Annotated in this window: 23 protein-coding genes and 1 pseudogene; 18 read left to right on the top strand and 6 right to left on the bottom strand. The window is 59.1% G+C overall.

Translation table 11 applies throughout. The features are described from left to right. Positions 1-2: 2 nt before the first annotated feature. The 17 genes from E1297_RS30915 to tssH all read left to right on the top strand — a co-directional run bounded on the left by E1297_RS30915 (position 3) and on the right by tssH (position 21,235). On the top strand, positions 3-1,190 hold the full coding sequence (locus E1297_RS30915) for an acyl-CoA dehydrogenase family protein (RefSeq protein WP_155144841.1): 1,188 nt from the start codon (positions 3-5) through the stop codon (positions 1,188-1,190). Between the two features lie 3 nt (positions 1,191-1,193). Continuing rightward, complete coding sequence (locus E1297_RS30910) at positions 1,194-2,255, top strand: acyl-CoA dehydrogenase family protein (protein ID WP_155144840.1); 1,062 nt, start codon at positions 1,194-1,196, stop codon at positions 2,253-2,255. A 78-nt stretch (positions 2,256-2,333) separates the two neighbouring features. Beyond that, on the top strand, positions 2,334-3,935 hold the full coding sequence (locus E1297_RS30905) for a GMC family oxidoreductase (protein WP_155144839.1): 1,602 nt from the start codon (positions 2,334-2,336) through the stop codon (positions 3,933-3,935). A 607-nt stretch (positions 3,936-4,542) separates the two neighbouring features. Further along, positions 4,543-5,490: a hypothetical protein gene (locus E1297_RS30900; protein WP_155144838.1), complete on the top strand. Its 948-nt coding sequence runs from the start codon at positions 4,543-4,545 to the stop codon at positions 5,488-5,490. Between the two features lie 135 nt (positions 5,491-5,625). Then, positions 5,626-6,903, top strand: a complete 1,278-nt coding sequence (locus E1297_RS30895; protein ID WP_155144837.1) for a hypothetical protein — start codon at positions 5,626-5,628, stop codon at positions 6,901-6,903. An 80-nt stretch (positions 6,904-6,983) separates the two neighbouring features. Then, complete coding sequence (locus tag E1297_RS30890) at positions 6,984-7,316, top strand: hypothetical protein (RefSeq protein WP_155144836.1); 333 nt, start codon at positions 6,984-6,986, stop codon at positions 7,314-7,316. 404 nt (positions 7,317-7,720) lie between these two features. Continuing rightward, on the top strand, positions 7,721-8,722 hold the full coding sequence (locus E1297_RS30885) for a peptidoglycan-binding protein (protein ID WP_155144835.1): 1,002 nt from the start codon (positions 7,721-7,723) through the stop codon (positions 8,720-8,722). A gap of 65 nt (positions 8,723-8,787) precedes the next feature. Then, on the top strand, positions 8,788-9,660 hold the full coding sequence (locus E1297_RS30880) for a DUF3365 domain-containing protein (RefSeq protein WP_155144834.1): 873 nt from the start codon (positions 8,788-8,790) through the stop codon (positions 9,658-9,660). Continuing rightward, positions 9,653-11,011: a serine/threonine-protein kinase gene (locus E1297_RS30875; RefSeq protein ID WP_155144833.1), complete on the top strand. Its 1,359-nt coding sequence runs from the start codon at positions 9,653-9,655 to the stop codon at positions 11,009-11,011. Before E1297_RS30880 ends, E1297_RS30875 begins: the two co-directional genes overlap by 8 nt. Before the next feature lie 39 nt (positions 11,012-11,050). Then, positions 11,051-12,094 carry a type VI secretion system protein TssA gene (tssA, locus tag E1297_RS30870; RefSeq protein ID WP_155144832.1) on the top strand — a complete coding sequence of 348 codons (1,044 nt, stop codon included), beginning with the start codon at positions 11,051-11,053 and terminating at the stop codon, positions 12,092-12,094. 332 nt (positions 12,095-12,426) lie between these two features. Then, on the top strand, positions 12,427-12,945 hold the full coding sequence (gene tssB, locus E1297_RS30865; RefSeq protein WP_155144831.1) for a type VI secretion system contractile sheath small subunit: 519 nt from the start codon (positions 12,427-12,429) through the stop codon (positions 12,943-12,945). A 12-nt stretch (positions 12,946-12,957) separates the two neighbouring features. Next, positions 12,958-14,451: a type VI secretion system contractile sheath large subunit gene (gene tssC, locus E1297_RS30860; protein ID WP_209016101.1), complete on the top strand. Its 1,494-nt coding sequence runs from the start codon at positions 12,958-12,960 to the stop codon at positions 14,449-14,451. Positions 14,452-14,512: 61 nt separating this feature from the next. Beyond that, positions 14,513-15,049, top strand: coding sequence for a type VI secretion system tube protein Hcp (locus tag E1297_RS30855; RefSeq protein ID WP_155144829.1), 537 nt, complete (start codon positions 14,513-14,515; stop codon positions 15,047-15,049). A gap of 93 nt (positions 15,050-15,142) precedes the next feature. Beyond that, a complete protein-coding gene (gene tssE / locus E1297_RS30850; protein ID WP_155144828.1) occupies positions 15,143-15,640 on the top strand; it encodes a type VI secretion system baseplate subunit TssE in 498 nt (165 codons plus the stop codon). Positions 15,641-15,646: 6 nt separating this feature from the next. Beyond that, positions 15,647-17,521 carry a type VI secretion system baseplate subunit TssF gene (tssF, locus tag E1297_RS30845; RefSeq protein WP_155144827.1) on the top strand — a complete coding sequence of 625 codons (1,875 nt, stop codon included), beginning with the start codon at positions 15,647-15,649 and terminating at the stop codon, positions 17,519-17,521. After that, entirely contained in the window at positions 17,485-18,501 is a 1,017-nt protein-coding gene (gene tssG, locus E1297_RS30840) for a type VI secretion system baseplate subunit TssG (protein ID WP_155144826.1), read from the top strand. The genes tssF and tssG overlap by 37 nt, the downstream gene beginning before the upstream one ends. A gap of 25 nt (positions 18,502-18,526) precedes the next feature. After that, the gene (gene tssH / locus E1297_RS30835) at positions 18,527-21,235 is read left to right on the top strand and encodes a type VI secretion system ATPase TssH (RefSeq protein ID WP_155144825.1); all 2,709 of its coding nucleotides are present in this window, start codon (positions 18,527-18,529) and stop codon (positions 21,233-21,235) included. Positions 21,236-21,324: 89 nt separating this feature from the next. On the opposite strand, the pseudogene E1297_RS30830 reads toward tssH, so the two are convergent. The 5 genes and pseudogenes from E1297_RS30830 to E1297_RS30810 form a co-directional block, all read right to left on the bottom strand. Next, positions 21,325-21,531, bottom strand: a pseudogene (locus E1297_RS30830) (IS3 family transposase); the annotation flags it as partial. After that, positions 21,443-21,844 carry a DDE-type integrase/transposase/recombinase gene (locus E1297_RS51350; RefSeq protein WP_368669751.1) on the bottom strand — a complete coding sequence of 134 codons (402 nt, stop codon included), beginning with the start codon at positions 21,842-21,844 and terminating at the stop codon, positions 21,443-21,445. The pseudogene E1297_RS30830 and the gene E1297_RS51350, both read right to left, overlap by 89 nt. Before the next feature lie 9 nt (positions 21,845-21,853). After that, complete coding sequence (locus E1297_RS30820) at positions 21,854-22,279, bottom strand: IS3 family transposase (RefSeq protein ID WP_155144823.1); 426 nt, start codon at positions 22,277-22,279, stop codon at positions 21,854-21,856. A 300-nt stretch (positions 22,280-22,579) separates the two neighbouring features. Next, entirely contained in the window at positions 22,580-23,275 is a 696-nt protein-coding gene (gene gmk, locus E1297_RS30815; protein WP_155144822.1) for a guanylate kinase, read from the bottom strand. 118 nt (positions 23,276-23,393) lie between these two features. Continuing rightward, positions 23,394-24,101, bottom strand: coding sequence for a glutathione S-transferase family protein (locus E1297_RS30810; protein WP_155144821.1), 708 nt, complete (start codon positions 24,099-24,101; stop codon positions 23,394-23,396). 249 nt (positions 24,102-24,350) lie between these two features. Here E1297_RS30810 and E1297_RS30805 point away from each other — a divergent pair, with 249 nt between their 5' ends. Next, on the top strand, positions 24,351-24,653 hold the full coding sequence (locus E1297_RS30805) for a helix-turn-helix domain-containing protein (RefSeq protein WP_244327948.1): 303 nt from the start codon (positions 24,351-24,353) through the stop codon (positions 24,651-24,653). Positions 24,654-24,734: 81 nt separating this feature from the next. Here the strand turns inward: E1297_RS30805 and E1297_RS30800 are convergent, their stop codons facing one another. Then, positions 24,735-25,628 carry a YicC/YloC family endoribonuclease gene (locus tag E1297_RS30800; RefSeq protein WP_155144819.1) on the bottom strand — a complete coding sequence of 298 codons (894 nt, stop codon included), beginning with the start codon at positions 25,626-25,628 and terminating at the stop codon, positions 24,735-24,737. Between the last annotated feature and the right edge of the window lie 17 nt (positions 25,629-25,645).

The following is a 25,645-nucleotide window of genomic DNA, read 5'->3' as shown; positions in this document are numbered from 1 at the left end:
TTATGGATCTGCGTTATACAGCGGAAGAAGAGGCATTCCGCACCGAAGTCCGTGAATTCCTCGCCGAAAACCTGCCGGATGACCTCGCGGCCAAGGGCCGCAATGGTGTCAAGCTGACCAAGGCGGAGATGGAAGGCTGGCACGCCAAACTCCAGAGCCGGAACTGGCTCGCCGTCACCTGGCCGGTTGACTATGGCGGATCCGGCTGGACTGCGGTCCAGCGCCACATCTTCGAAGAGGAATGCGCCCTCGCCAACGCACCAAAGGTCGTCCCGTTCGGTGTCGGCATGCTCGGGCCTGTCCTGCTGAAATTTGGCACAGAAGAGCAAAAGCAGGAGATCCTGCCCCGTATTCTCAACGGAGCCGACTGGTGGTGTCAGGGCTATTCCGAACCCGGTGCCGGGTCCGACCTTGCCAGCCTGAAAACCCGCGCCGTGCGCGAAGGCGAGGACTATGTCATCAACGGGCAAAAGACCTGGACCACACTCGGCCAGCATGCCAACAGGATCTTCTGCCTTGTCCGCACATCGACCGAAGGCAAACCCCAGGAAGGCATAAGCTTTGTTTTGATCGACATGGACACACCCGGTGTTGAACTGCGTCCGATACGGCTGCTTGAGGGCGGGTACGAGGTAAACGAGATCTTCTTAACCGACGTGCGTGTTCCAGTGTCGAATCTCGTCGGCGAGGAAAACAAGGGCTGGACCATCGCCAAATACCTGCTGACCCACGAGCGCACCAATATCGCAGGTGTTGGCAATTCGACAAAGGATCTGGAAAAACTCAGGACCCTTGCACAGCACATGGTCCGCAACGGCAAGCCGCTGGCGCAGGACCCGGTATTCATGTCCGAGGTGGCCGAGGTTGAAATTGATCTGGAGGCCATGCGTGTCCTGAATTTGCGGGCGCTGTCAGCAGCCAAGGATGGTGCGGCACCGGGCAGGGAAAGTTCCATGCTGAAAATCAAGGGAACGGTGATCCGCCAGCGTATCCAGAGCCTGACCCGCTCGGCGCTCGGCGCTGCCGCGGCCCCCTTCCCGGCGTCAGACCTGCCCGAGAACGCACGCACCGTGCCGGAAGACGCAGCAGATGCTGCCGCAGACTACTTCAACCATCGCAAGCTCTCGATCTTTGGCGGATCGAACGAGATCCAGCGTAACATCATCGCCAAAGACCTGTTCGGAGCCTGAGCCATGGATTTCAACCTGACCGAAGACCGGCAGATTCTGTCCGACACCGTGCGCCGCTACCTTGCGGATCAATACGGTTTCGAATTCCGCAATTCCGTGATTGAAAAAGCCCCTTATCACGCGCCTGAAAAATGGGCCGAACTGGCCGAGTTGGGTTTGGTCGGAGCCTTTGTCCCGGAAGACCGGGGCGGTTTTGGCGGCAGCGCTTTCGACATCACGACGGTGTTTGAAGAGATCGGCCGCGGGCTTTGCCCGGAGCCCTTGCTGGGCGCGCTGATGGCGGTCCGGGCGGCGGCGGCGTGCGGCGCGGACGCGCTGGTCGAAGCGCAAATCGCCGGAACGAAGCGCCTGACATTTGCCGTGTCCGAAACGGAAGCCGGCGAAACACTGGATTTGCTTCGCACGGTGGCAGGCAAATCGGGGGACGGCTGGGTTCTGAACGGCCGCAAGACAGTCGTTTACGGCCTCCCCGGTGCAACCGGCGCCCTGGTGGCCGCGCGCACTGAGGCCGGCATCGGTCTGTTTCTGGTCGAAGATCCGGTAACCATCGACTATGCCGTGATCGACGGAGGCGGCGCAGGCGAGCTTATTCTTGAAAACACCCCGGCAACCTGCCTGAAGGAAAACGCAGCAGGCATCATCGAGGCGGCGTTGAATGCAGGCCGTCTGGCCTTGTGCTCAGAAGCGGTTGGCGTCATGGAAACGCTGGTTGCCATGACGGTCGACTACCTGAAGACCCGGCGACAGTTCGGCCGCCCGATCGCAACCTTTCAGGCCTTGCAGCACCGGGCCGTCGACATGGCCATCGAAATCGAGCAGTGCCGTTCGATCACCATTCTCGCGGCCAGCAAGCTGGATGGCCATGAGGCGGGTCGCTTTGTCTCCATGGCCAAAAACCTGATTGGCCGGACGTGCACACTGGTCAGCGAAGAGTCGATCCAGATGCATGGCGGGATCGGCATGACCTGGGAATATCCGGGATCGCACTACGCCAAGCGCCTGACCATGATCGATCACCAGCTGGGTGACCGCTACGCCCATCTGAACCGTGTCATGGCGGCCTGATTTCGGCCCGACCTAAAATGGAATGGACGTGCCCTCGCCCGCGTAAACCGCGAAGGGCACAACACGCGGAGGCTCCCGTTGCAGTTTGACTACGTGATTGTCGGAGGTGGATCTGCAGGCGCGACACTGGCTGCCCGCCTGAGTGAAGATCCGAAAAAAACGGTCTGCTTGCTGGAAGCCGGTGGCGAGGGCAAGAACCTGTCCATACGGGTTCCGGCGCTTGTGCCTGTTGCTCTTTTGAGCGGCAAGGAACTCAACTGGGGCTACAAGACGGTTCGTCAGCCGGCGCTGAACAACCGCAGGACCGGTCAACCCCGTGGAAGGGGCTTGGGCGGGTCGTCTAATGTCAACGCCATGGTCTATATCAGGGGGCATCGGAAGGACTATGACGGCTGGGCCGATCTGGGATGTCCCGGCTGGGCGTATGAGGACGTGCTGCCCTATTTCCGCAAGTCGGAAAACAACATGCGCGGCGGCAACGCTTTTCATGGCGACAGCGGGCCACTTCATGTCGCCGATCCTGCCTATACGACCCCGATCAGTCTGGATTTCGTGGGTGCCTGCAACGAAAACCAGATCGGCCCGAACGATGATTTCAACGGCGCCCGGCTGGATGGGGCCGGGCTTTTTCAGGTTACCCAGTTTCATGGCGCAAGGCGTGGCGAACGGTGTTCGGCCGCTGCCGGTTATTTGCACCCGGTCACAAACCGGCCCAACCTGCATGTCGAAACCTACGCACAGGCGGGACGGATCCTGTTTGAGGACCGCAAGGCCAAGTCGGTTGAATATCGAAAGGATGGCGAGACCCGGACCGTTTCCGCGCTCAGCGAAGTCATCCTTTGTTGCGGCAGCTTCACCTCTCCTACCCTGTTGATGCAGTCAGGGATCGGGAATGCCGGCCATCTCAAGGAATTCGGCATCACGTCCCTGGCGCATCTTCCTGAAGTTGGCGAAAACCTGCAAGACCATCCCGACATGACCATCGGCTACAAGGTCAATGACACGGAAGTCATGGGGGCTTCGATCCAGACCGCCCTGCGCGGCCTCAAGGGCCTTTGGGAGTATCGCCGCAAGGGCACGGGGTTTTGGGCTGCCAACATCGCCGAGGCAGGAGCCTTCTTTTCCGTCGGCGAAGAGGCCTCGGACTGGCCGGATGTCCAGCTGCATTTTTCGACCGTCTATGTTCAAAATCATCGCGGCAAATGGATGAGGGGACACAATGTCTGCAGCCACGCCTGCATCCTGCGTCCCGAAAGCCGGGGCACGGTGACAATCGGATCCGCAGACCCCGCCGAACCGCCGGTCATTGATCCGGGTTTTCTTGGAAGTGAAACCGATGAACGCAACATGCTGAAGGCGGTCAAGAAACTGCGCCAGATCATGGGCAGCAAGCCGATCTCCGCGAAGATCGTCAAGGACATGACGACCGGCCATGTCACAAATGACGAGGAGCTGATGGACGTGATCCGGAGTGCGACCACCACCATCTATCATCCCGTCGGCACTTGCCGGATGGGCTCCGACGAGAGTTCCGTTGTCGATACGGAACTCCGGGTTCGCGGGGTCGATGGCTTGCGTGTTGTTGACGCCTCGATCATGCCCCGGATTGTCAGCGGCAACACAAATGCGCCCACCATCATGATTGCGGAAAAGGCAGCCGACATGATCCACGCCTCCTGAGCCGCCTGAACATCAAGCTGACAATCAAACGCACCCGGTTGACCGCAAAACACCCGTCTGCCGTCTCTTCTGTACTGAAATGAACCCGCCGGTCGAAACCGATCAGGCGGGTTTTCATTTGTTCCGCGATCATCTTGCCAGAGCGCGGGAGTAACCCCTCTCCGGACAGCCGAAGCAATCAAATGAACCCAATGCGTGCATTTTGGCACCCAGACTCCAGAAGTTACAATTCACGCTCATTGATTGCTTAACTCACCAATCCGATCAAAAGAACATGGTTCGAGTTATGCAGCCCAACCTTTCCGGGGGCATCGCAATGGAAGCCGAAAAAAACACGGAATTGAAGGACCTCTTGAACGCAGCAAGAAAACGCAGCCTCGCGTTTGGTCTCTGCATTGGCAAAAAGCCCGAAGATACAGTCTTTCTCATCCACCGCAGCAAATCCGCGCCGGCTCTTCTGAAACAGGCAAAACAGCAAGGAAATACAAGCCGGCTGGCGAAAGGCCGGGTTACAGTCAAGGGCAGCATGGCCACCTTGACTTGTGAAGACGCCGTTCCCTCCGGACTTTCCAAACATGTTCAAAGATACCTCAAAAAATGCCGCGTCATGATGAAAGTCATCATCGCGGACGCCGATGGCAACGAGATTGAACACTCGGAAGATCCGGAAGACGAAGCCGATGGCGCTATTTCCGCCAACAAGAGCGAAAGTGCCTTGGCAGAACGCTGGGCAAAAATCAGGACCGCTTTCGCGCCCATGGTCAAGGCCCATGGAGAAGCTGGTGCTTCGAATGCGCAAAAAGTCCTCAGCGCATGGTCAGCGGCCATCAAGGCGGCTGAGGCCGGGCGCTATCAGGACGCTCTACAAGTGGCCGCGCGGCTGAAACCGGTGCTGGGTGGTTCCGGCAAACCGGATCCGAAAGCAGCGGCCTGGACACGGCTGGAACCGAACTACACCCGCCGGGTCAACGATCTGGAAAAAGAGGGATCCGGCGCTGCGGCAAAAATCGCAGCGGCCTGGTCAGCGGCACGGAAGGCAGCACAATCCGGCGATTTTGCAAAAGCCCTGATCATTGCCGCAAAACTGAAGCCCCATTTGACGGCACCACCCGCAAATGCCGTGAATGACGGCCTTTCGAGTTTGGCCAAAGAAGCAGCGGCAACAATTCCGGCCGGCATCGTTCAAAAACGCAAGTTCATGATTGATCGTTGGTCCAGGGTCCCGGGCGAGTTGCGCGAAGGGATCAGCGCCCTCGCTGCCGCCGTTCCCAAAATTGCACCATGGGAAGACGCCGGTGCCGTCAGCCGCCTCGTTGAAGACCATTTTGGCGGCATTGCAGACCGGATGCGCAACGACATCGGCGCATCCTTCGACCAGGATGTCAACGCCGGCGACAGCAGCTATGCAGCAACGAAAAGCACAATTTCCGGGCTGCAATCCGCTCTTGAAGCAGACCCGTTGCTCTCGGAACTGAAGAAAGGGCTGGTCACCTCCGGCGCGCCTTTCCTCAACGCCTTTGAGCAGGCTCTTGCGGAAATTGACGCAGCCCTTTGATCCGCTGGCGTGACACCGGGAACGATAGACCGCCACAAGCCGAGCGCCTCCCAAACTCCCCCCCGGATGGTGTCACCAAGACGCCGAGAAGCTTCCGGGTTCGACCTGATTTCAGAGACTATCCGGAGCACACCAATGGCAACGCTGAATGACGTCACCCAGCTTTACGATTTGATCAAGACCGCGCGGCCGGATCTCGCCAAAAAACTGAAAGACATCATTGATGCCCAGAGTTTTTTTGCGCAATTTGGAAAAGGTGCCGGAGAAGATCTGACTCCGGCACAGACGGTGATTTTCGAAACAGTTCGAGCGGACTGGAATTACGATCAAACAAAGCAGCCGAGCGAAGCTGCCAAGTCTCTTGCGCGGATCATCCACGCGGCGGGGGGAGCCCCGCGCACCCCGCCAGTTCCTGTCCTTGCGACCGCTGGCGGCAGCACCGGACATACCGCTGGGACCGGCGCCGGGGAACGTGAGGAGACACCGTCACCGATTGCCGATCTGGTTGCCAACTGCTCTCATGACATGCTCAAGGGCTTTTCGCTTTCAGAAAAGCTGCGGGCCCTGGAGATGGTCCGCGAACAATCCGCAGGCCCCCTCGGCAGCAAGGAACTTGTCATACTGCGCAAGATTTACCGCTGCATGGATCTGGATCCGGGATTTGTGGCCGATGACAAGCACCGTTTTGAGGGTGCCGCGAAAAACGTCGAGGCCGCACTGACACTAAAGGAAAGCCCTGAGCGTGAGACAATCAGCAACTGGGACGATGCTTACGCGCCGACAGGGCATACTCTCCGGCAGCGGACACAATCCAAGAAAGCCAAGCAGAAGGCCGCCCGGGCCCATATGGCCAATGACAATATCGATTGGGGCGACCTCGACAATGACACTCAGTTGCCCGCCGCCCTGAAGGCGGATCTTCTGGCAAAAAAACAGGTCGCCGAAAGGATCGTGGCCGAGCAGTGCGCAGCTTTCGGCATCCATCCCCCTCCCCCAATCGTTTTCACCAAGCCTGACGCACCTGGCAATGACAACAGCGTTTCAAGGGGGCTGTACGAACGCGTCAGCGGCACCATTCAACTCAATCCGGACCCGCAGGGGGCATTTGGCGATTTTGCCGATTTCGTGAACACGATGATGCACGAATGCGCCCACTTCTACCAGCATTGCCTGGTCAAACAGCTGGAGGACGACAGGCTTGAGAAAACGGACCCGCGCTACCTGCAGGCGAAAGTCTTTCAGATCAACTTTCTCGAAGGCGGCTACGTCCGGCCGGATCAAGACTGCGCCGACTACAAAAAACAGCCGGTTGAAGACCATTCAAATCTGGTTGGACGCGCAGCACAAGGGATCGGTGCCGCGATCCAAAAGCAGATCAGTGAAGAAGAACTCAATGACTTTTTCAAAGACTGATGCACGTGCTTCAACAGAACTGCAAAACCAAGATACCGGATCGTGCAAATCCACACCGAATATCCAGGAGATGAAATCAAATGACCGGGACAACACTTCGGATCAAGGGACTCGGCAATGCGGCGACCGCCAACCGCGAAATCGGCCGCTTGCTGTTTGGCGGGGCTGGTCATCTTGACCTAGTCGATGCAGATCCGGCTCATGCGTCAACCTTGAACTGGATCATCAAGGACACGAACGCCCGCACGGCACTCCGCCTTGAGGCACCGCCGCCGCCGGGCGCTGCCCAATTCAGTCTTTATGCGGTGGACGTCGACCGCTCCTCGCCCGATTTGCTCGCCTACATGATCCGGTTTCTCGACGAGTATCATGGAGTGACTGTCGAGATCCTTGATGAGAATGGCAAGAACTAGCCCTTCAACCGGACGCCCAAAGACATCGGCCCCTCCACGGTCTCCCGTGTGTTGTCCTGATGGTTTTCGCTGCGAATACACCCCACGAAGGCAAGCGACTGGTGAGTGAACCCATCACACTCGGTTTGGCACTCCGCTGACATCATGTGCCGGCGCATTTTATTGTCTGACTGGAACAACGCTGCCGGAATAGTTTTCGCGGCCATCTGATCAACACGTTTTCCGGGCCGTCCTCAGACCGGCTTTGGATAGGAAAATGCGCAGCAGTGCGTTCCGGGACATCTTTTTCCGGACCGAGATGAACCCAGGGGGATCCTGCAGGCACCCAAGTGATGAAGGTGCCAACGTCCCTCTCCGGACAAGGATCGGCGCCAAACCTCCAATTCAGAAAAGGACCATGAGTAATGGCGCGGGTCTTTCTATTCCTTTTTGCGCTTCTGTTGGCATTTCAGCCGGCCTCAGCACAGTCAAGCAGGCTCGTCGCTCTTGTTGTCACCGTGGGGGATGGCGAAAAGCGCGCCGACGCAATTCAGGCCGGACTTGTCGAACTGGGCGCCGAGACCTTGCGTGCCGACGAACCGCGGAATGCAGAGTTGCGCTCCATTCTGGCACGTCTTGCCCGGGAAGCTGCTTCCGCGCGCGCGACGCTTGTTTATCTGGACGCTCCCGTTGTCGACTATGAGGGGCGGTCCTTTGTTCTCCCCGCCGGAGCCGTTCTGGAGCGCGCCGAAGACCTGTTCACCCAGGCAATCCCGATCCAGGCGTTTTCCAGGTCCGCAGCCCAGGCCGATGAAGGCGGGCTGGTCATCGCGACGGTCAATGGCGCCATACAGTTTCTGCCGGACGGCATGACCCTGACACGCAGCGCGCCACAGCCGTCCCAAGGCGCCGCCCCGGTGGTTCTCAGCGACAGCATCGGATTTAACGGCGTGCGCGTCACTTTCGCAAAAGCGCTTCGTCAGCAAGACGTGGAAATCGGAGCAATGCTGGGCCGGATGCAGCAGCTGGAGCGTGTCACCCTTTCCGGACTGCCGGAATTCCCGGTTTATCTGCGGAAAGCGGCCAGTCCGGACAAATTCGATGTGGCTCCTGAAACGGCCATCGCCGTTGCCGGTCCGCAAACAACGCTGGAAACGGCCGCGGTTGAGACCAGCACGCCCCGGTCCGAGGATAAGACGCAAGCGTCTGAAACACTTGAAGAGCTCGAAATCCTTGAAAACTCGCTGTCGCGGGCGGCCAAACGCACCTTGCAGAGAAAGTTGCGGGATCAAGGCTTCTACAAGGGATTTGTCGACGGGATTTTCGGGCCGCAAACCCGGGCAGCCATCCGCGCCTTTCAATCAAACCGTTCCGAACAAGACACCGGCTTTCTCAGCCGCCGGCAGCTGCTGGATCTGAGCAGCTGAAACACACGCACAGCCCCGGCAAGCGGCTGCGTCGCGTCCGATATATCAAAGCAAGGATCTGACCCATGGGTCTGCGTTTCAAATACAACATTGTTCTGCTCTTCGCCTGCATCCTCGGGGTCATCGCGGCGACCGGTGTCTCCTACTTCATCGTCCAGAAGTCCGCCGTGGAGGAAATCCACCAATCGATCAACCTGGTGCGGGCCAACGCAAACGCTGTGCGCTCCTATACGGTCGGCAGCATCACGCCGCTGTTGTCCGACGACAATGACATCCTGTTTTTGCCCGAGACGGTGACCTCCTATGCTGCCCGTACGGTGTTTGCGAAGTTCAAGAGCCAGTTCCCGGAGTTCAGCTACAAGGAAGCAGCGCTCAATCCGACGAACCCGGCAGATCTGCCGAACGAGCTGGAAAAGTCGCTGATCGACAAGCTGCGGGCCGATCCTTCACTGGATCAGATATCGACCATTGTCGACAAGGATGAAGGCCGTTTCCTGACCGTCGCCTTCCCGGTCACCATCAAGCAGGAAGGATGCCTTCAGTGCCATTCGACGCCAGAGGCGGCACCACCTGCGATGGTTGACCTGTATGGTCCGGACAACGGATTCGGGTGGCAACTGGGAGAAACCGTCGGTGCCCAGATCATTTCGGCTCCCATGTCGATCGCCAACCGGCGTGCACAGGAAACCGGCCTCATTCTGGTCGCCGGATTCACCGTTGTGTTCCTGCTCGTCTTCATCATTACCAACATCATGCTCGGACGCATCGTGATCCGGCCAGTCCGGCGCATGTCCCGCTCGGCGGAAAAAGTCAGCATGGGCGACTTCTCGGAGCCGGAATACCACAAGCCCGGACGTGACGAGATTTCCTCACTTTCGGTTTCGATCAACCGTCTGCGCCGCAGCCTCGAACGCGCAATGAGCATGATCGATGACTGATCCAACCATTGTCACAACCGGCGGCGGAGCACGCCGGATGATCGGCAAATACCAGATCGAGGGGGTCCTTGGGGAAGGTGCCATGGGCCTGGTCTATGCCGGCCAGGATCCGGATATCGACCGCCCCGTTGCCATCAAGACGATCCACAAGCACCTGATCAACGCAGCCGGGAACGAGGATTGGCTGCAGCGCTTTGCAAGGGAAGCGCGCGCCGCCGGGCGGGTTCTTCATCCGAACCTTGTCACCATCTTCGAATACCTTCAGGAAGATGGCATCCCATTTCTGGTCATGGAACGGATCCGCTCCATCACACTGGAAGACCGGATTGCCGGGGATACACCTCTCGCTCTCGGGGAAGTTCATGCGATCACCGGACAGGTTCTGGCGGGGCTCTCCTGCATTCACGACGCGGGCATCGTTCATCGCGACCTGAAACCGGCCAATGTCATGCTGGCAGACGGCGGCACGGTCAAGCTGACGGATTTCGGCATTGCCCGCCTCACCTCCATGGAGGCGACCGGCGCAGGGATGATCGGAACCCCGGCCTATATGGCGCCTGAACAGCTCACCGGACAGGACGTCGACGGGCGGGCCGACATTTATGCCTGCGGGGTGACGCTCTATGAAATGCTGACCGGACGCAAACCCTACAAGGGCGGCGGCATCGAGGCCCTGTTCGACGCCCTCAGGAATGGCGAGGTTACGCGGCCGGGCGAAATCGTGCCAACACTCCCGGAGGCGCTGGACGATATTGTTCTGAAGGCCATGCATGTCGAGCCGGACAAGCGGTTTGAAAATGCACTGGAGATGCGTGCCGCGCTGGCCGGAGTACTACCGGCAGCCGATGCCACGGGCTTGATCAATATCCTTCCGTCAGCGCGCCCGCGGCATCAGCCGCCGGGGTCCGATCCGATGTCCGCGACCATGCTCGACCGGATGAGTTCTCAGACGCTGCGCAAGGTTGAACAGCATCTGACCACCAGTCTTGGCCCCATGGGCCGGATCATCGTGCGCCGGGCGGCTGCCGGAGCCACAAGCCCCGAACAGTTGATCGAAAATGTCCTCACGGACATCGAAGAGGGCCCGGAAAAACAACAGCTCAAACTGGCAATCGAGCGCGCCTTGTCTGATGCGCCACTCGCAAGCTCCGAGACTGTCTCCGAAGACCAGCTGAAGCAGCTCTGTGACCTGCTGAAGCCCCATCTCGGCCCGATTGCGCGGGTTCTGGTCAGCAGACTCGCCCGCAAGGCCGCCTCGCCCGGTGCATTGGCTGCCCTGCTCGCCGAACACATCGACAATCCGTCCGAACGCTCGCAATTCGTGAACGCCGCCGAGGAAAAACTCCGGTGACGGCACTTGCAAAACACACCGGATATTGAAGGAAACACAATGCTCGACCTGGACAGCCTGCTGCAATGCTTCGGCGAGGACACCCCATGCGGCGAAGACCTTGAGTACGACCCGGAATTCACCGACCTGGAACTTGCAAACCAGCCCGGCGAGGAAAAGGTCTCTGGCGATGCTGTCATCCCGGCCGAAGAGCCGGACTTTGCGGCGGTCAAGAGCGCTGCAATTGCACTGCTCGGCAGAACAAAGGATCTGCGTGTTGCCGCTATCCTCGCGAACGCGTCACTGAAAACGGATGGATTGCCGGCATTTGCCGAAACGCTCCGCTATGTTCGGCGCTGCCTCGAAAAGCATTGGGAACACGTTCATCCGCAGCTTGATCCGGATGACGACGACGACCCCACAATCCGCATCAACGCTGTTCTCGGACTGGCAGACCGCGCAAGCATCCTGTCATCCTTGCGCGGTGCCGCCTTGACCGAAAGCCGCGCATTCGGGCGGTTTGGCTTGCGTGACGTCCTCATTGCAGACGGAGAACTCTCCCCCCCATCGGAAACCGCCGACGTTCCGACGCCACAGGTCATCGCCGCAGCGTTCCAGGATACCGATCCCGACCATCTGGCGGCATTGTCACAGACGGTTCGCGGCTGCCTTGATGAAGCCAAAGCGATCGCGGCGGTATTTGACGACAGGATTGGAGCGCATGGACCGGACCTCGATCCGCTCGTCAACATGCTCCACGATATTGCCCGGCGGCTGGAGCCCTATCTAACCGACGAGGCCACGGCTTCGCCCATTGCCCCCTCGACACCGGTTGAACCCATGCAAGCACATGCGGTGATCCCTGCCAGTCCGGCTTTAGCAGCCCCGGGGGCAATCAACTCGCCCGAGGACGTCAAGCGGATAATTGACAAGATCGTCGATTATTACGCCCGCAATGAACCGTCCAGCCCGGTCCCTCTGCTGCTGACCAGGGCCCGGCGTCTCGTCTCGGCGGATTTCTTCACCATCATGAAGGACATGGCGCCGCAGGGCGTCGAGAACGTTTCGCTCATCGGCGGGATCGACGAGGACGCCGACGACTAATACCAACCGCCCGAATTATTGGCCCTTTCGATGGGAGCAAGGCAATTGCCGGCAAGGCGCGTCGCGCAGCGCGGCCTCTATGGCCGGGAAAGCGGTGCAACGACGACCGGCAGCTGCCCTGCCCCCACCGCAGGCCCGGTTTTCCGAAGGTTCGGACGGCGCACAGCTTCCCGAACGATGCCCCGCATCGGTCTTCGAAACTCTCCAGGCCGAACCGGCGGAAATCAAGGTCAAAAGCGTCAATAATTCGGGCGGTTGGTATAATTCCCCCACAGCGCAAACCTTCTCTCCCGTCCAAGGCACTCAAGGACAGAAAACACGGGAAATTCACCATGGCGCAGAGCAGTCAAAAGTTTATCGCGCGCAACCGCGCACCACGCGTACAGATCGAATACGACGTGGAACTCTACGGCGCTGAAAAGACCGTCGAGCTTCCCTTTGTCGTCGGGGTCATGTCCGACCTGTCCGGAAAGTCTCAGGAACCGCTTCCGGCGGTTGCCGACCGGAAGTTTCTGGAGATCGACGTCGACAATTTCGATGACCGCATGAAGTCCCTGAAACCGCGGGCAGCCTTCGCAATCCCGAACACGCTGACCGGCGAAGGCAACCTTTCAGTCGACATCACACTGGACAGCATGGACGACTTTTCACCGGCAGCCATTGCCCGAAAGGTCGAGCCGCTGAGGAAGCTGCTCGAGGCGCGGACCCAGCTTTCAAATCTGACGACCTACATGGACGGCAAGACCGGCGCCGAAGACCTGATGGCCCGGATCATTCAGGATCCGGCCCTTTTGAAGGCTCTTGCCGCCGCCCCTGCTACCACTGCCGATCATGCCGAGAGCGAGGACTAAGCCATGAGCGAGATGACATCACCTGTGCCCGCAGCTGCTCCGGCCACCGAAACCACATTTGCTTCTCCGGAATTTGCCGCCCTGCTGCAAAAGGAGTTCCGGCCGAAATCGGACCAGGCAAAGTCGGCAGTTGAAAGTGCCGTACGGACCCTTGCCGAACAAGCACTTCAAAACCAGTCGCTCGTTTCTGACGACGCGCTGCGCTCGATCGAGAGCATCATCGCGGAACTGGATCGCAAACTCACCGAACAGGTAAACCTGATCCTTCATCACGCGGACTTTCAGAAAATCGAAAGTGCCTGGCGCGGCCTGCACTTCCTGGTCAACAACACCGAAACGGACGAAATGTTGAAGATCCGGGTCCTCAACATTTCCAAAAAGGACCTGTCGAAGACCCTGCGCAAGTACAAGGGGACGGCGTGGGACCAGTCTCCGGTCTTCAAGAAACTCTATGAAGAAGAATACGGCCAGTTCGGCGGCGAACCCTATGGCTGTCTGGTCGGCGATTATCATTTCGACCACAGTCCGAAGGACGTTGAGCTGCTCGGGGAAATGTCCAAAGTGGCGGCCTCCGCCCATGCGCCGTTCATCACCGGAGCCAACCCGTCGCTGTTCCAGATGGACAGCTGGTCGGAACTCGCCAATCCGCGCGATCTGACAAAGATCTTCCAGACCCCCGAATATGCCGCCTGGCGATCCCTGCGCGAAAGCGAGGACAGCCGGTATCTCGGCCTTGCCATGCCCCGGTTTCTCGGCCGCCTGCCCTATGGCGAAAAGACCGACCCGGTGGAAGACTTCGCTTTTGAAGAAGACACGGAAGGTGCATCGTCAGACCGCTACAGCTGGATCAATGCCGCCTATGGCATGGCCCGCAACATCACCCGTTCCTACAAGGAATATGGCTGGTGCACCCGCATCCGTGGTGTTGAATCGGGCGGTATCGTGGACGGTCTTCCGACCCACAGCTTTCCGACGGATGATGGCGGCATCGACATGAAATGCCCGACCGAGATCGCAATTTCGGACCGTCGCGAGGCCGAACTTGCCAAGAACGGCATGATGCCGCTGATTCACCGGAAAAACTCGGATGTCGCCGCTTTCATCGGCGCGCAGTCCCTGCAGAAGCCGGCCGAATATGATGATCCGGATGCCACCGCGAATGCCAATCTGGCCGCCCGGTTGCCCTATCTTTTCGCGACCTGCCGCTTCGCCCACTACCTGAAGTGCATTGTGCGCGACAAGGTCGGCTCTTTCCGCGAACGCGATGACATGCAGCAGTGGCTCCAGAACTGGATCAACAACTATGTCGATTTCAACGCGGAAACCTCCCCTGAGGAAGTAAAGGCGCGTCATCCGCTCGCCGCAGCCGAAGTTCAGGTACAGGAAGTCGAAGGCAATCCCGGATACTACACATCGCAATTCTTCCTGCGCCCCCATTACCAGCTTGAAGGATTGTCCGTGTCACTCCGCCTTGTCTCAAAACTTCCCTCGCAAAAGAGCGAATAAAGACAGGCCGCTCCGGCTTCGGTCTCCAGCAAAACAGTCCAAGACTTGAAAGGAACCCAAAATGGCGTTTGACGCTTTCCTCTATTTTCCCAACGCAGCCACGCTCAAGGGCGAAACCCAAGATGACGAGATGGCCGCCAAAAACGCATTTGAGCTGCGCAGTTTCGAGTTTGGCGCCGAAAACAATGTGAACATCGGGTCTGAAACCGGCGGGGCCGGGTCCGCCGGCAAGGCAACCTTCAAGGACTTCACCATCAAGAAGCGGACCGACACAGCTTCCTGCGGCCTGTTTCACACATTGGTCACCGGCAACCATGCTACTGAAGCCATTATCGAACTGCGCCGCTCCGGCGGGTCCTCGGACCGCTCGGGCGCGACCTTCATGAAATTCCATTTCAAGATGGTCATGGTCAAGGACATGTCGTGGAACGGTCAGGAAGGTGACGACATTCTGGAAGAAGACATCACCTTCGAATACGGCGCCATCAAGATCGAGTACTTCAAGCAGAACAAGGACGGCAAACTGCAAAAGGCGTCCGGCGCACAGGGCGAAGTCAAGTGGAGCCGTGTGAAAAACAAGGCCGACTACGCTGTCTGATTGCAGTTTTTGTTTTTCTGCTCCCGTTCCCGAGCGCGGCCCGGCCGCGCCCGGAGAACCTCCTTATACCGTTGAGATGATGTGAGCCAAGCCATGGTTGACCGCATGCTTGCAGAGCGCCTGCAGCCGTCGCTCCTGGACCGGCTCACGGACGATTTTCCGGACGACGTTACGGAAGCCGGGTCTCATCGGGTGATCGACATCAACCGGTTGCGGGAGATCATCCAGAGAGACCTCGCATGGCTGCTCAACACGGCAAATATCGCAAGCGACCATGATCTGGCACCCTATCCGAATATTGCCAGGTCGGTGATCAACTACGGCATTCCGGGCCTGACCGGCGCTGTCCACACAGCCAACCGGGCCGCCGAGATCCGGCAGGCCATTCACGAAGCCATCCGCAACTTCGAGCCGCGCATCCTGCCCGAAGCGCTTGAGGTGTCGATCAATCACGAAAAGACCAGCAGCGGCAGCGTGATCGCATTCGACATCAGCGGCGAACTCTGGGCCGAGCCGCTTCCGATCGAGATCTATCTGCGCACGGCCCTCGACGTGACCACCGGTCAGGTCACTCTCAACAGGCAAAGGTAACCGGACATGGATACGAGACTGCTGCGCCACTACGAAGAAGAGCTCGACTACATCCGGGAGATGGGGGCCGAGTTTTCCGAGGCGTATCCGAAGATCGCCTCCCGGCTCGGCATGAAGCAGATCGAGGTGCTGGACCCTTACGTCGAGCGCCTGCTGGAGGGCTTTGCGTTCCTGTCGGCCCGCGTCCAGCTCGAACTGCAGATGCAGTATCCCGCGTTTACGCAGAACCTTCTGGAAATCGTCTATCCGCACTTCCTTGCGCCAACGCCGTCCATGACGATCGTGAGATTGACACCCGACGCGGCACAAGGTGGCATCTCGGAGGGCTACACGGTGCCTCGCGGCACAACCCTGCGTGGGCGCCTGCTCAAGGGAGAGACCACCGCCTGCCAGTTCACCACATCCCAGGATGTCACCCTGTGGCCGATAGAACTGGCGGAGGTTGAGTATGTCGAAGGACGCAGTGAGCTTGTAGCTGCCGGCCTTGCAAAAGGAAACTCCGCCAAGGCGGCAATTCGCCTGCGGATCCGCCGCAATGATGGTGGTCCTCTCAGTGAGCTGCCGCTTGACACGCTGACCCTCTATCTCTCGGGCGCCGGATCGGAGCCTTGGCGTCTCTACGAGGCCCTGACGGGAAAAAGTGCCGGAATTGCAGGTCGGTCGACAAATCGCAGGGAGGATTGGACAGTCCCTCTTGGCCAAAAGATCAATGCGCGCGGCTTTGAGCCGGAGGAAGCGCTTTTGCCCGTTCCCGGCCAGTCTTTTGAAGGCTACCGCTTGCTGCAAGAGTATTTTGCAATGCCGCAGCGGTTTTTCTTTGTGGATCTGGCGGGCCTGCGTCCGGCGCTGAGCCGGGCTGCCGGTGACGATCTGGATCTCTATGTGCTCCTGACAGACGAGTATCCGGCGTTGAAGGCGATCGGCACGGGCAGTTTTGAATTCCATGCTGTTCCGGCCATCAATCTCTTCACCAAACGCTGCGACCGTGTGCATATCTCGGGCACGGAAGTTGACCATCACGTGACTGTCGACCGCATGGCGCCTCTGGATTATGAAATCTACCAGCTAAACGAAGTGGTTGGCATTTCCGGGGATGGCACGGCGGACACGGCCTTCCGGCCCTTTTACAGCTCTCAGGATTTCACGCCCCACGGCGATAGCAATCAAGCCTATTACGCGGTCCGGCGCAGGTTGCGTCAACGCTCGGAAAAGCAGCGGCTGAAGGGCGGACGGACATCCTATCTCGGCACGGACATCTTCCTGTCCCTCTGCGACCGGTCGCAGGCGCCTTATCCGGGCGATGTCCAGCAATTGGCGGTCACCGCAATTTGCACGAACAGGGACCTGCCCCTGCTGACCCCCATTGGAACCGGAGAGACGGATTTTGTGCTTCCCGATGGCGGTCCGGTTTCGGAAGTGCGGGCGATCGTCCCACCGACGCGTCCAAACCATTGTCTGGCAGATGGCTCCAGGGCGTGGCAGCTGGTCAGCCATCTCAGCCTGAATTACCTCTCCATCGCGGATGCAGACCGCGGGTCGGGCGCCAGCGCCTTGAAGGAACTGATCGGCCTCTACACACCGCTGGGCGAGGCCGGATCCAGCAAACAGATGGAAGGGCTGCTGTCTGTGACCTCACGCCCTGTCGTCCGGCGGATCAGCGGAGAGGTCCTGTCGACCGCCGTGCGGGGGCTGGAAGTCCGTGTCGGCGTCGATGAAACCTGTTTCGAGGGGGCAGGCTGCTATCTGTTCGGAGCGGTTCTGGAGAACTTCTTTGCCAAATATGTTGCACTGAACAGCTTCACTGAAACCGTCCTTCACTCAAAGCAACGCGGAGACATCGCCAGATGGCCAGCACGGAGCGGGAAACGGATCCTGATCTGAGCCGAATTGATGCGCTCAGCCAGTCTCCGCAGACATTTCACTTGTTCCAGGCATTGCGTCTCATTGAGGTGGCCCACGCCGACCGGCCGCGTCTTGGCCGATCGCAGCGCCCGTCCGAGGACCCTGTCCGGTTGGCTCAAGCTCCGGACCTTGCCTTCCCGGCCTCGACCGTGGCCGCCTTCGACACCGATCCGGACACCGGTCGCCATACACTCAGCCAACACGTCTATGGTCTTTTCGGGCCGAATGGCGCCCTGCCCCTGCATCTGACCGAACATGCGCGCGACCGGTTGCGGAACCACCGCGACCCGACATTCACCGCCTTTGCCGACATGTTCCATCACCGGATGATCTCCCTGCTCTACCGGGCCTGGACGACGGGACAGCCCGCGCCTTCCTTCGACAGGCCGGACGATGATCCCTTCGGGCGTGCGGTCGATGCGCTTGCGGGTTTCTCGGGACAGGGCTTTGAGTACCGCGATGCCATGCCGGATGTTGCCAAACGCCACTTTGCCGGGTTGCTCGCCTCCGGGCCGCGCAGTGAAGCCGGACTGACAGCCATTTTGAAACAGTTCTTCAAAGCCGAGATCTCGATCGAGAGTTTTGTCGGCACCTGGCTTCATCTGGAGCCCGACGATCGGGGCCGCTTGGGAAACTCCGCTCTTGGGGGGCAGGCCTGTCTCGGAGAGAAGGTCTGGTCGCGCGAGGCCAAGTTCCGGATCAAGATCGGCCCGTTGCCGCTTGACGACTACAAGCGCCTCCTGCCCGGCGGGCACAGCCTCAAGCGCCTGGCTGCAATCATCCGCAACTATGCGGGCGACACGCTCGAATGGGAAGCAAACCTTGTTCTCAAGCAGGATGCAGTCCCGCCAACAGTGCTGGGCACCTGCGGAGAACTCGGACGGCTCGCCTGGATCGGGAAACGTCCGGCAGCCGATGCCGATGACCTCAATTTGCAGGCGCATGAAAACGCTGCCTAAACGCCAAAAAATCAGGAATTTCACCATGACAGATATCAGCCGTGTTGCCCTGTTTGGCAAACTGAACCAGCTGGCCTATCAATCGATCGAAAGCGCAACCGTGTTCTGCAAGATGCGCGGTAACGCCTATGTTGAACTGGCGCACTGGATCCATCAGATCCTGCAGCAGCAAGACAGCGACCTGCACCATCTGGCCGCCCACTACGATCTTGACCCATCAAGGCTCGCCGCCGATCTGACCCGCTGTCTCGACACCCTGCCCCGCGGCGCAACCTCGATCTCCGATCTGTCGCCGCATCTGGAAGAGGCAACCGAGCGCGCATGGGTCTATGCATCCTTGTTGTTCGGGAAAAGCGAGGTCCGCACCGGCCATCTTGTCGTCGGCCTCCTCAAGACGCAGTCCTTGCGCAATCAGTTGATAGCCATGTCTCAGGAATTCGGAAAAATCCGGATCGATGACCTTTGCCGGAATTTCGCGGCCCGCGCCGCAGGATCTCCGGAAAATGACCGGGCTCCCAAGGACGGCAACGCCAATGCTCAAACGGAACCAACCGGAATCCCACCTTCTGCACCGGCCCAGCTTGGGGGCGGCCATGCGCTTGCCCGTTTCTGCAGCGACCTGACCGAAAAGGCCGGCTCAGGCGACATCGACCCGATCGTCGGACGCGACGCAGAGATCCGGCAGATGATCGACATTCTGATGCGACGGCGCCAGAACAACCCGATCCTCACGGGCGAAGCGGGCGTTGGCAAGACCGCAGCCGTCGAGGGCCTTGCACTGCGCATTGTGCGCAAGGACGTCCCGCCAGCCCTGCGCAATGCCCGCCTTCTGGCTCTGGATGTGGGGCTCTTGCAGGCTGGCGCATCGATGAAGGGCGAGTTTGAAAACCGGCTCCGCAGCGTTCTCGAAGACGTGCAGGCAAGTCCGGTGCCGGTGGTTCTCTTCGTGGACGAGACACACACGCTTGTGGGCGCCGGTGGCGCGGAAGGAACCGGAGATGCGGCCAATCTCCTGAAACCGGCGCTGGCCCGTGGAACCTTGCGCACCATTGGTGCCACCACATGGAGCGAATACAAAAAGCATATCGAAAAAGATCCGGCCCTGACCCGCCGGTTCCAGGTGGTGCAAGTGGCAGAACCCGATGAAGCCCGTGCCGTCATGATGATACGTGGAACGGCCTCGTCTCTTGAAAGTCACCACAAGGTCCAGATCCTGGACGAGGCACTGGAAGCTTCAGTCAAGCTTTCCGCCCGCTATATCCCTGCGCGCCAGCTCCCGGACAAGGCTGTCAGCGTTCTCGACACGGCCTGTGCCCGCGTGGCCATCAGCCTGCATGCGCAACCTGCCCCCCTTGATGACTGCCAGCGCCGGATCGATGCCCTGAAGACGGAGCTCGACATCATCTCCCGGGACGAGACGGCCGGTGCCCGTGTCGCCGAACGCCGTGAGCGCGCTGCAGCCGGCCTTGCGGAAGAAACCGGACGGCTGGACACGCTCATCAAGCGCTGGGACGCGGAAAAGACCGCGGTCAACGGGATCCTCGACCTCAGGGCGAAGCTCCGCGCGCTCGGTGCGGCACCGGATCAGGAGCCGGAAAAACCGAACGAGGTATCTCCTCCGGCGTCCGCCGGATCCGCGGCAGCCCAAGCCGACTTGTTCGCGGAATTGAGGGCCAAGATGAAGGAATTGAACAGCTTGCAGGATGACGACCCGCTCGTCCTGCCCATCGTCGATGCCGCGGTCGTTGCATCTGTCATCTCGGACTGGACCGGTATTCCGGTCGGCCGGATGGTCAAGGACGAGATCCGTACGGTGCTCAACCTCGCACGCCACCTGTCAAAACGCGTGATCGGACAGGATCACGCCATGGAGATGATTGCCAGGCGGGTCAAGGCTGCACGGGCCGGGCTCGACAACCCGTCAAAACCGGTCGGTGTCTTTCTGCTTGCCGGGACGTCCGGCGTCGGCAAGACCGAAACCGCGCTTGCGCTCGCCGAAACGCTTTATGGCGGTGAGCAAAATGTCATCACCATCAATATGTCCGAGTATCAGGAGGCCCATACCGTTTCCAGCCTCAAAGGCGCGCCTCCGGGCTATGTCGGTTATGGCGAGGGCGGTGTGCTGACGGAAGCCGTGAGGCGAAAGCCCTATTCGGTCATCCTGCTGGACGAGGTGGAAAAGGCCCATCCCGATGTGCACGAGGTTTTTTTCCAGGTGTTCGACAAAGGACAAATGGAGGACGGAGAAGGCCGGATGATCGATTTCCGCAACACGCTCATCCTGCTGACCTCCAATGTGGGATCGGATGTGATTATGGATCTGTGTTCGGGGTCCGCCTTGACGCCGGAGCCGGATAGCCTTGCGAAAGCCCTTCGCGGGCCCCTGATGCAAGTTTTTCCGCCAGCTCTTCTGGGACGCATGGTAACAATCCCTTATTACCCTTTGAGCCGGGACATGATCTCGCAAATCACCCGGTTGCAGCTCGAGCGGATCAAGAAACGGGTGGAAGACACGTATGATGTCCCGTTCAGCTACAGCGATGGCGTGGTGGACACCATTGTCGCCCGCTGTCAGGACGTTGAGAGCGGCGGCCGGATGATAGACGCCATCATCACCAACACCATGCTGCCAGCGATCTCGACCGAATTCCTGAGCCGTAAAATGGAAGATGCCGCGATCTCATCTGTCGGCATAGACATCTCTGCAGGCGAGTTCACCTATCAAATCACCTGATAACCTCGTTTTACAGATTTCAGGACTGATGTTTCTGTAATATTGCGGCTTGACCTTGCCCCGTAATCCCGGACCAGTGACATATTCGGTTATGCTGCCATCGTGATTGCCAAGCCCATCCTTGCCTGAGCCGGCGTACTATATCCGATGCTCGAATGCCGTCGCTGGCGATTGTAGGCGATTTCGATGTATTCGAAGAGGGTGGCGTCAGCTTCTCGTCTGGTCCTGAACCGGGTGCGGCGCACCATCTCGGTCTTGAGTGCAGCGAAGAAACTCTCCATGGGTGCATTGCCGAGACAGTTTCCGTTTCGGGCTCATCGATGCGGTCATCCCGTTGAGATTGATCAGCTTTTGATACGCACCACAAGCGTATTGGGCGCCGCGGTCCGAGTGATGGATCAAGCCTTTTGTGGGACGGCGGCTCATGATCGCCCTTTTCAAACGATCTGACATCGACCACCCTACAACCTCCATGGTCCATAGATCTTTGACTGCCACCTGAAAGAACCGGCTCTCATCCGTGGAAATATGTGAAATATCAGCCAGCCAGAAGGTGTCGGGAGCCGTAGTATCGAAGTTCCTGTCGAGAAGTTTGTTGCGATGCCGTATCCTGGGCGGCTATCCGTGGTCATCGGCATTGCCACGCTTGCGTATGGGCGGTCGAATATCTTTCTCTGTCATGAGCTTGGCCACTAATCTGCGGGCGCCCCGGTAACCAAGGCCGCATAGCTTGGAATGGATACGCGATGCTCCGCAGCGCTGTTCGCTCTCGTTAAAGATCGATTTGATTTCATCAATCAGGGCATCGCGCCGGGCAGCACGTGCTCCCCGTTCAGCGGGAGTGCGCTGCCAACTGTGAAACCGGCTCCGGCTGACACCAAGCACACGGCAGTACAGGCGGGTCGAATGATTGCCAACATGGGCAGCGATGAACGCGAGCTTCGCAATCACGTTTTCGCTGCCATTTTGCGAAAAAGCGGATGCATCGCGCATCACTTCGTTCTCTTCCTTCAGCCGCTTGTTGTCACGGCGCAGTTGCGCCAACTCAGCTGCCGCAACTTTGCTCTGACCAAAAGCCGCAGCGAAACCGGCAATCGACAGATCAATGTGCCAGCTCTTCAGCTAACCTCTCGCCGCACCCAGTTCACCGGCAAGACTAGCAAATTTAACCCAGTTATCGGACAAACGGGCCACCGACTGCTCCTTGTACTCAGGCGTGAACCGCCGTCTCGTTTGTTACGTCGTCTGCGTCTCCGTTCCAGAGGGTACTATAACCACCGGGTCCGGGATCACGGGGAAAGTCAAACAAACCGAACATGATAGCCACCTCACCGTCACCGCCGGTCAGTCCGTTGCTTTCAGGGCCTGTTTCAAGTCGCCGACCATGCCGTCAATCAGGGGCGCAATCGCGGGTGAGCGGAACTGCTTGTGGCGCTCTGCCCGCAGGATCGCCCGAACGCTTTGAAACGCGCGCTCCAGATCGTCATTGACAACCACATAGTCATACTCCGACCAGTGGCGCATTTCCCCAACAGCGGTTTCCAGACGCTTCAGGATGATGTCCTCGCTGTCCTCCGCGCGGCGATTGAGCCGGGACTTCATTTCCGCGATGGAAGGCGGCAGGATAAAAATCGACACGACATCGTCCCGCATCTTTTCATAAAGCTGGAAGGTGCCCTGGATATCGATGTCGAAGAGTATGTCCCGGCCGCTCTCGATGGCGTTTTCAACCGGGCCGCGCGGGGTCGCATAATAGTTGCCATGTACCTCTGCCCATTCAAGCAGCTCGTCATGGTCACGCATCTGCTCGAAGCGCTTCGCTTCCGTGAAATGGTAATGGACACCGTCGACCTCGCTCGTCCGGCGCGGGCGTGTGGTGACCGAAATGGAGAGCTCCAGATTGTCTTCCTGCTCAAGCAGCAGCCGCGCAATGGTCGACTTCCCCGCACCGGATGGCGAAGACAATACGAGCATCAAACCACGGCGCTGCGCCTCCGCCTCTTCCGCGCTGACGGTGGTTCCCGAGGTGGCTGTGCTCATGTCCCTGCTCCAAATTCTTTGACTGTTCGCGCATTTGATCCAACACAGTCGTCAAATCAAGTCTCCGCGCAAGGAGATCCACGCCGTTTCCCCGAGACCGGTATAATTTAGGCGATGATCAGGTTTCTAATGCGCCAGCCAGCTGCAAGTCACCGGCATCGCCGGCGGCAAGATAGTCATCAAACCAGATAGGCGGCAGCGGGTCTGCCCTGGAAAGCCATTCGGACACCAACGGGTCGGCGCATATGTCCGCCATCCATTGCGCAGATTTTGGCCAGCTGGACAGATCCGGCTGATGGCGCAACAGCCGGATCGCGGCAGGTGCGAGCATGTAGTCGGAAAGCGAGGCCCGGCCGAAAAGATAAGGTCCGTCATGCTGCCGGAGGCACGGTTCGATTGCCGCACAAAACCGCGACACTTCGGTTTGCTCCTGACCCGTCAGTGGACGTTTGTATGGGTAAAAAGCACTCTCAAACGAAATTCGCGAACAGATCCCGGACAGGCCCGCATGCTGCCAGGCCATCAGGGAACGTGCCCTTGCCCTCTCGACCAGATTGGCCGGCAGCAAATCACCTCTGCAGGAGTCGTTTGCGAACTCCATGATTGCCATGGAGTCAAATATGACCTCACCATCAACCAGAAGCGCCGGCACCGTCGCCGAGGGAGAAAAGGCTGCAACCTTCCGCAAGTTCACGAAGCGTTGGGGCTTCCGGATATCGATTGGCACTTCTTCAAAATCGACTTTGGCGGCCCGCAGAGAAAGCCATGCCCGCATGGCCCAGCTGGAGGCGTTATAGGTTCCCGAATAAAATACCAACTTCGCCATACTGCGAGCTCCCGGACTGATAACTATTTTTTTAATAGCGATTTGATCCGGTCTCCGCAACCGCCTGATGCCAGCAATGTTCGGCCCCGACATCACAACGGAATTGCACTTCCCCTGCCATTCGGCGATACGATACCTGTCAGACCATATAAATCCCGAACACTATCCGGTTTGAAAACAATGGCACAACAGCCCAGCATCCCCCTTCCAGGTCAGCCGGTTCGCGGCTCCCAATCCGGAGCACCAATTATGGCTCTTCTGGATCTGCTGGGCCATCGTTGGGCTCTGGGCATCCTGTGGGTACTTGCAGAAGGCGGTCCTTGCAGTTTCAACACCCTGCAAGGCAAATGCAGCGGCATTTCCCCGGGTGTTCTCAACACACGCCTTAAAGAGCTGAAGCTCGCCAATCTGGTCGTACAATCGCCAGACGGTTATCAGGTCTCGCCGCTCGGCGGGGAGCTGTTCACCCTTATCGGGCCACTTGGCAACTGGGCCAGAGAGAGCTGGGCCAGGTCCTTTGAACCCGGCCCAAATGACAAGCAAGGCCAATAAACGACGGCGGGCATGAGCCGCCCTGCCATCTTCGTACCCTCGGCAGGTTCGCCAAGCTGCTGAGGTGGCTTTCACTACCGGTTATTCCAGATTCTGGATCTGCTCGCGCATCTGGTCAATCACTGCCTTCAAATCGAGCCCGATTGCCGTCAGATCGACATCATTGGACTTGGAACACAGCGTATTGGTTTCACGGTTGAATTCCTGCGCCAGAAAATCGAGGCGCCGTCCGACAGCTCCGCCGGTGTCCAGCAGGTCGCGCGCAGCCGAGATATGCGCGTGGAGGCGATCCAGTTCCTCGCGGATGTCGGCCCGGGTTGCCAACAGCACCGCTTCCTGATGAAGCCGCTGGGGATCCAGCTGACTCTCGGAAACATCGAGCAATTGCGCGACCTGCTCCGCCAACCGGCTCTTGATGGCTTCGGGACGGCGCCCTGGCAGGTCCTCCGCTGCACGGGTCAAATCCGAAATCCGGTCGATCTGATTCCGGATAATGCCGGAGATCTTGCCACCCTCGCCGTGACGCATATCGACAAGGTCGAGCAGGGCGGCATCCAGGGTTGTCAGCAGGCTTGCATGGAGGGCCGCCCGGGTCTCTTCGTCTTCCTCGGGCTCTTTCAGGTCAAACACACCTTTTTGGGCGAGGATGCCGTCGATCGTGGGTGCGCCCATATCGGGCATACGCTGCTTCAACAGATCAATGGCTGACAACACGGACTCCAGCGCGGCCTCATTGACCGTCAAGGCAACATCGGCCTGGTCCCTTTGCATCAACAGGCCGATGGAGACATTGCCCCGCCTCAACAGCTTGCTGCAGCGCTCGCGGACCTTTGGTTCAAGAACCTCAAGACCATTGGGCATGCGCAAGCGAATATCCAGAGATTTGCCATTGACGGACCGCAACTCCCATGTCCAGCGCACTGCCCCAAGTTCTGCCTGAACCCTTGAAAACCCTGTCATGCTGGCAAGTGCCATGGATGGTGTGCCCCTTC

It is taken from the genome of Roseibium sp. RKSG952, from assembly GCF_009711355.1.
Note: the sequence above shows the minus strand (reverse complement) of the source record. Positions and strands in the feature narration are given on the sequence as shown.

Excerpts from the sequence above, each read along its gene's own strand:
- tssF (WP_155144827.1), top strand. The coding sequence starts at position 15,647 with ATGGATACGAGACTGCTGCGCCACTACGAAGAAGAGCTCGACTACATC.
- tssE (WP_155144828.1), top strand. The coding sequence starts at position 15,143 with ATGGTTGACCGCATGCTTGCAGAGCGCCTGCAGCCGTCGCTCCTGGAC.
- E1297_RS30800 (WP_155144819.1), bottom strand. The coding sequence starts at position 25,628 with ATGGCACTTGCCAGCATGACAGGGTTTTCAAGGGTTCAGGCAGAACTT.
- gmk (WP_155144822.1), bottom strand. The coding sequence starts at position 23,275 with ATGAGCACAGCCACCTCGGGAACCACCGTCAGCGCGGAAGAGGCGGAG.
- E1297_RS30885 (WP_155144835.1), top strand. The coding sequence starts at position 7,721 with ATGGCGCGGGTCTTTCTATTCCTTTTTGCGCTTCTGTTGGCATTTCAG.
- tssC (WP_209016101.1), top strand. The coding sequence starts at position 12,958 with ATGACATCACCTGTGCCCGCAGCTGCTCCGGCCACCGAAACCACATTT.
- E1297_RS30910 (WP_155144840.1), top strand. The coding sequence starts at position 1,194 with ATGGATTTCAACCTGACCGAAGACCGGCAGATTCTGTCCGACACCGTG.
- E1297_RS30890 (WP_155144836.1), top strand. The coding sequence starts at position 6,984 with ATGACCGGGACAACACTTCGGATCAAGGGACTCGGCAATGCGGCGACC.
- E1297_RS30900 (WP_155144838.1), top strand. The coding sequence starts at position 4,543 with ATGATGAAAGTCATCATCGCGGACGCCGATGGCAACGAGATTGAACAC.
- E1297_RS30880 (WP_155144834.1), top strand. The coding sequence starts at position 8,788 with ATGGGTCTGCGTTTCAAATACAACATTGTTCTGCTCTTCGCCTGCATC.
- E1297_RS30855 (WP_155144829.1), top strand. The coding sequence starts at position 14,513 with ATGGCGTTTGACGCTTTCCTCTATTTTCCCAACGCAGCCACGCTCAAG.
- tssB (WP_155144831.1), top strand. The coding sequence starts at position 12,427 with ATGGCGCAGAGCAGTCAAAAGTTTATCGCGCGCAACCGCGCACCACGC.
- E1297_RS30810 (WP_155144821.1), bottom strand. The coding sequence starts at position 24,101 with ATGGCGAAGTTGGTATTTTATTCGGGAACCTATAACGCCTCCAGCTGG.
- E1297_RS30875 (WP_155144833.1), top strand. The coding sequence starts at position 9,653 with ATGACTGATCCAACCATTGTCACAACCGGCGGCGGAGCACGCCGGATG.
- tssH (WP_155144825.1), top strand. The coding sequence starts at position 18,527 with ATGACAGATATCAGCCGTGTTGCCCTGTTTGGCAAACTGAACCAGCTG.
- E1297_RS30805 (WP_244327948.1), top strand. The coding sequence starts at position 24,351 with ATGGCTCTTCTGGATCTGCTGGGCCATCGTTGGGCTCTGGGCATCCTG.
- E1297_RS30915 (WP_155144841.1), top strand. The coding sequence starts at position 3 with ATGGATCTGCGTTATACAGCGGAAGAAGAGGCATTCCGCACCGAAGTC.
- E1297_RS30895 (WP_155144837.1), top strand. The coding sequence starts at position 5,626 with ATGGCAACGCTGAATGACGTCACCCAGCTTTACGATTTGATCAAGACC.
- tssG (WP_155144826.1), top strand. The coding sequence starts at position 17,485 with ATGGCCAGCACGGAGCGGGAAACGGATCCTGATCTGAGCCGAATTGAT.
- tssA (WP_155144832.1), top strand. The coding sequence starts at position 11,051 with ATGCTCGACCTGGACAGCCTGCTGCAATGCTTCGGCGAGGACACCCCA.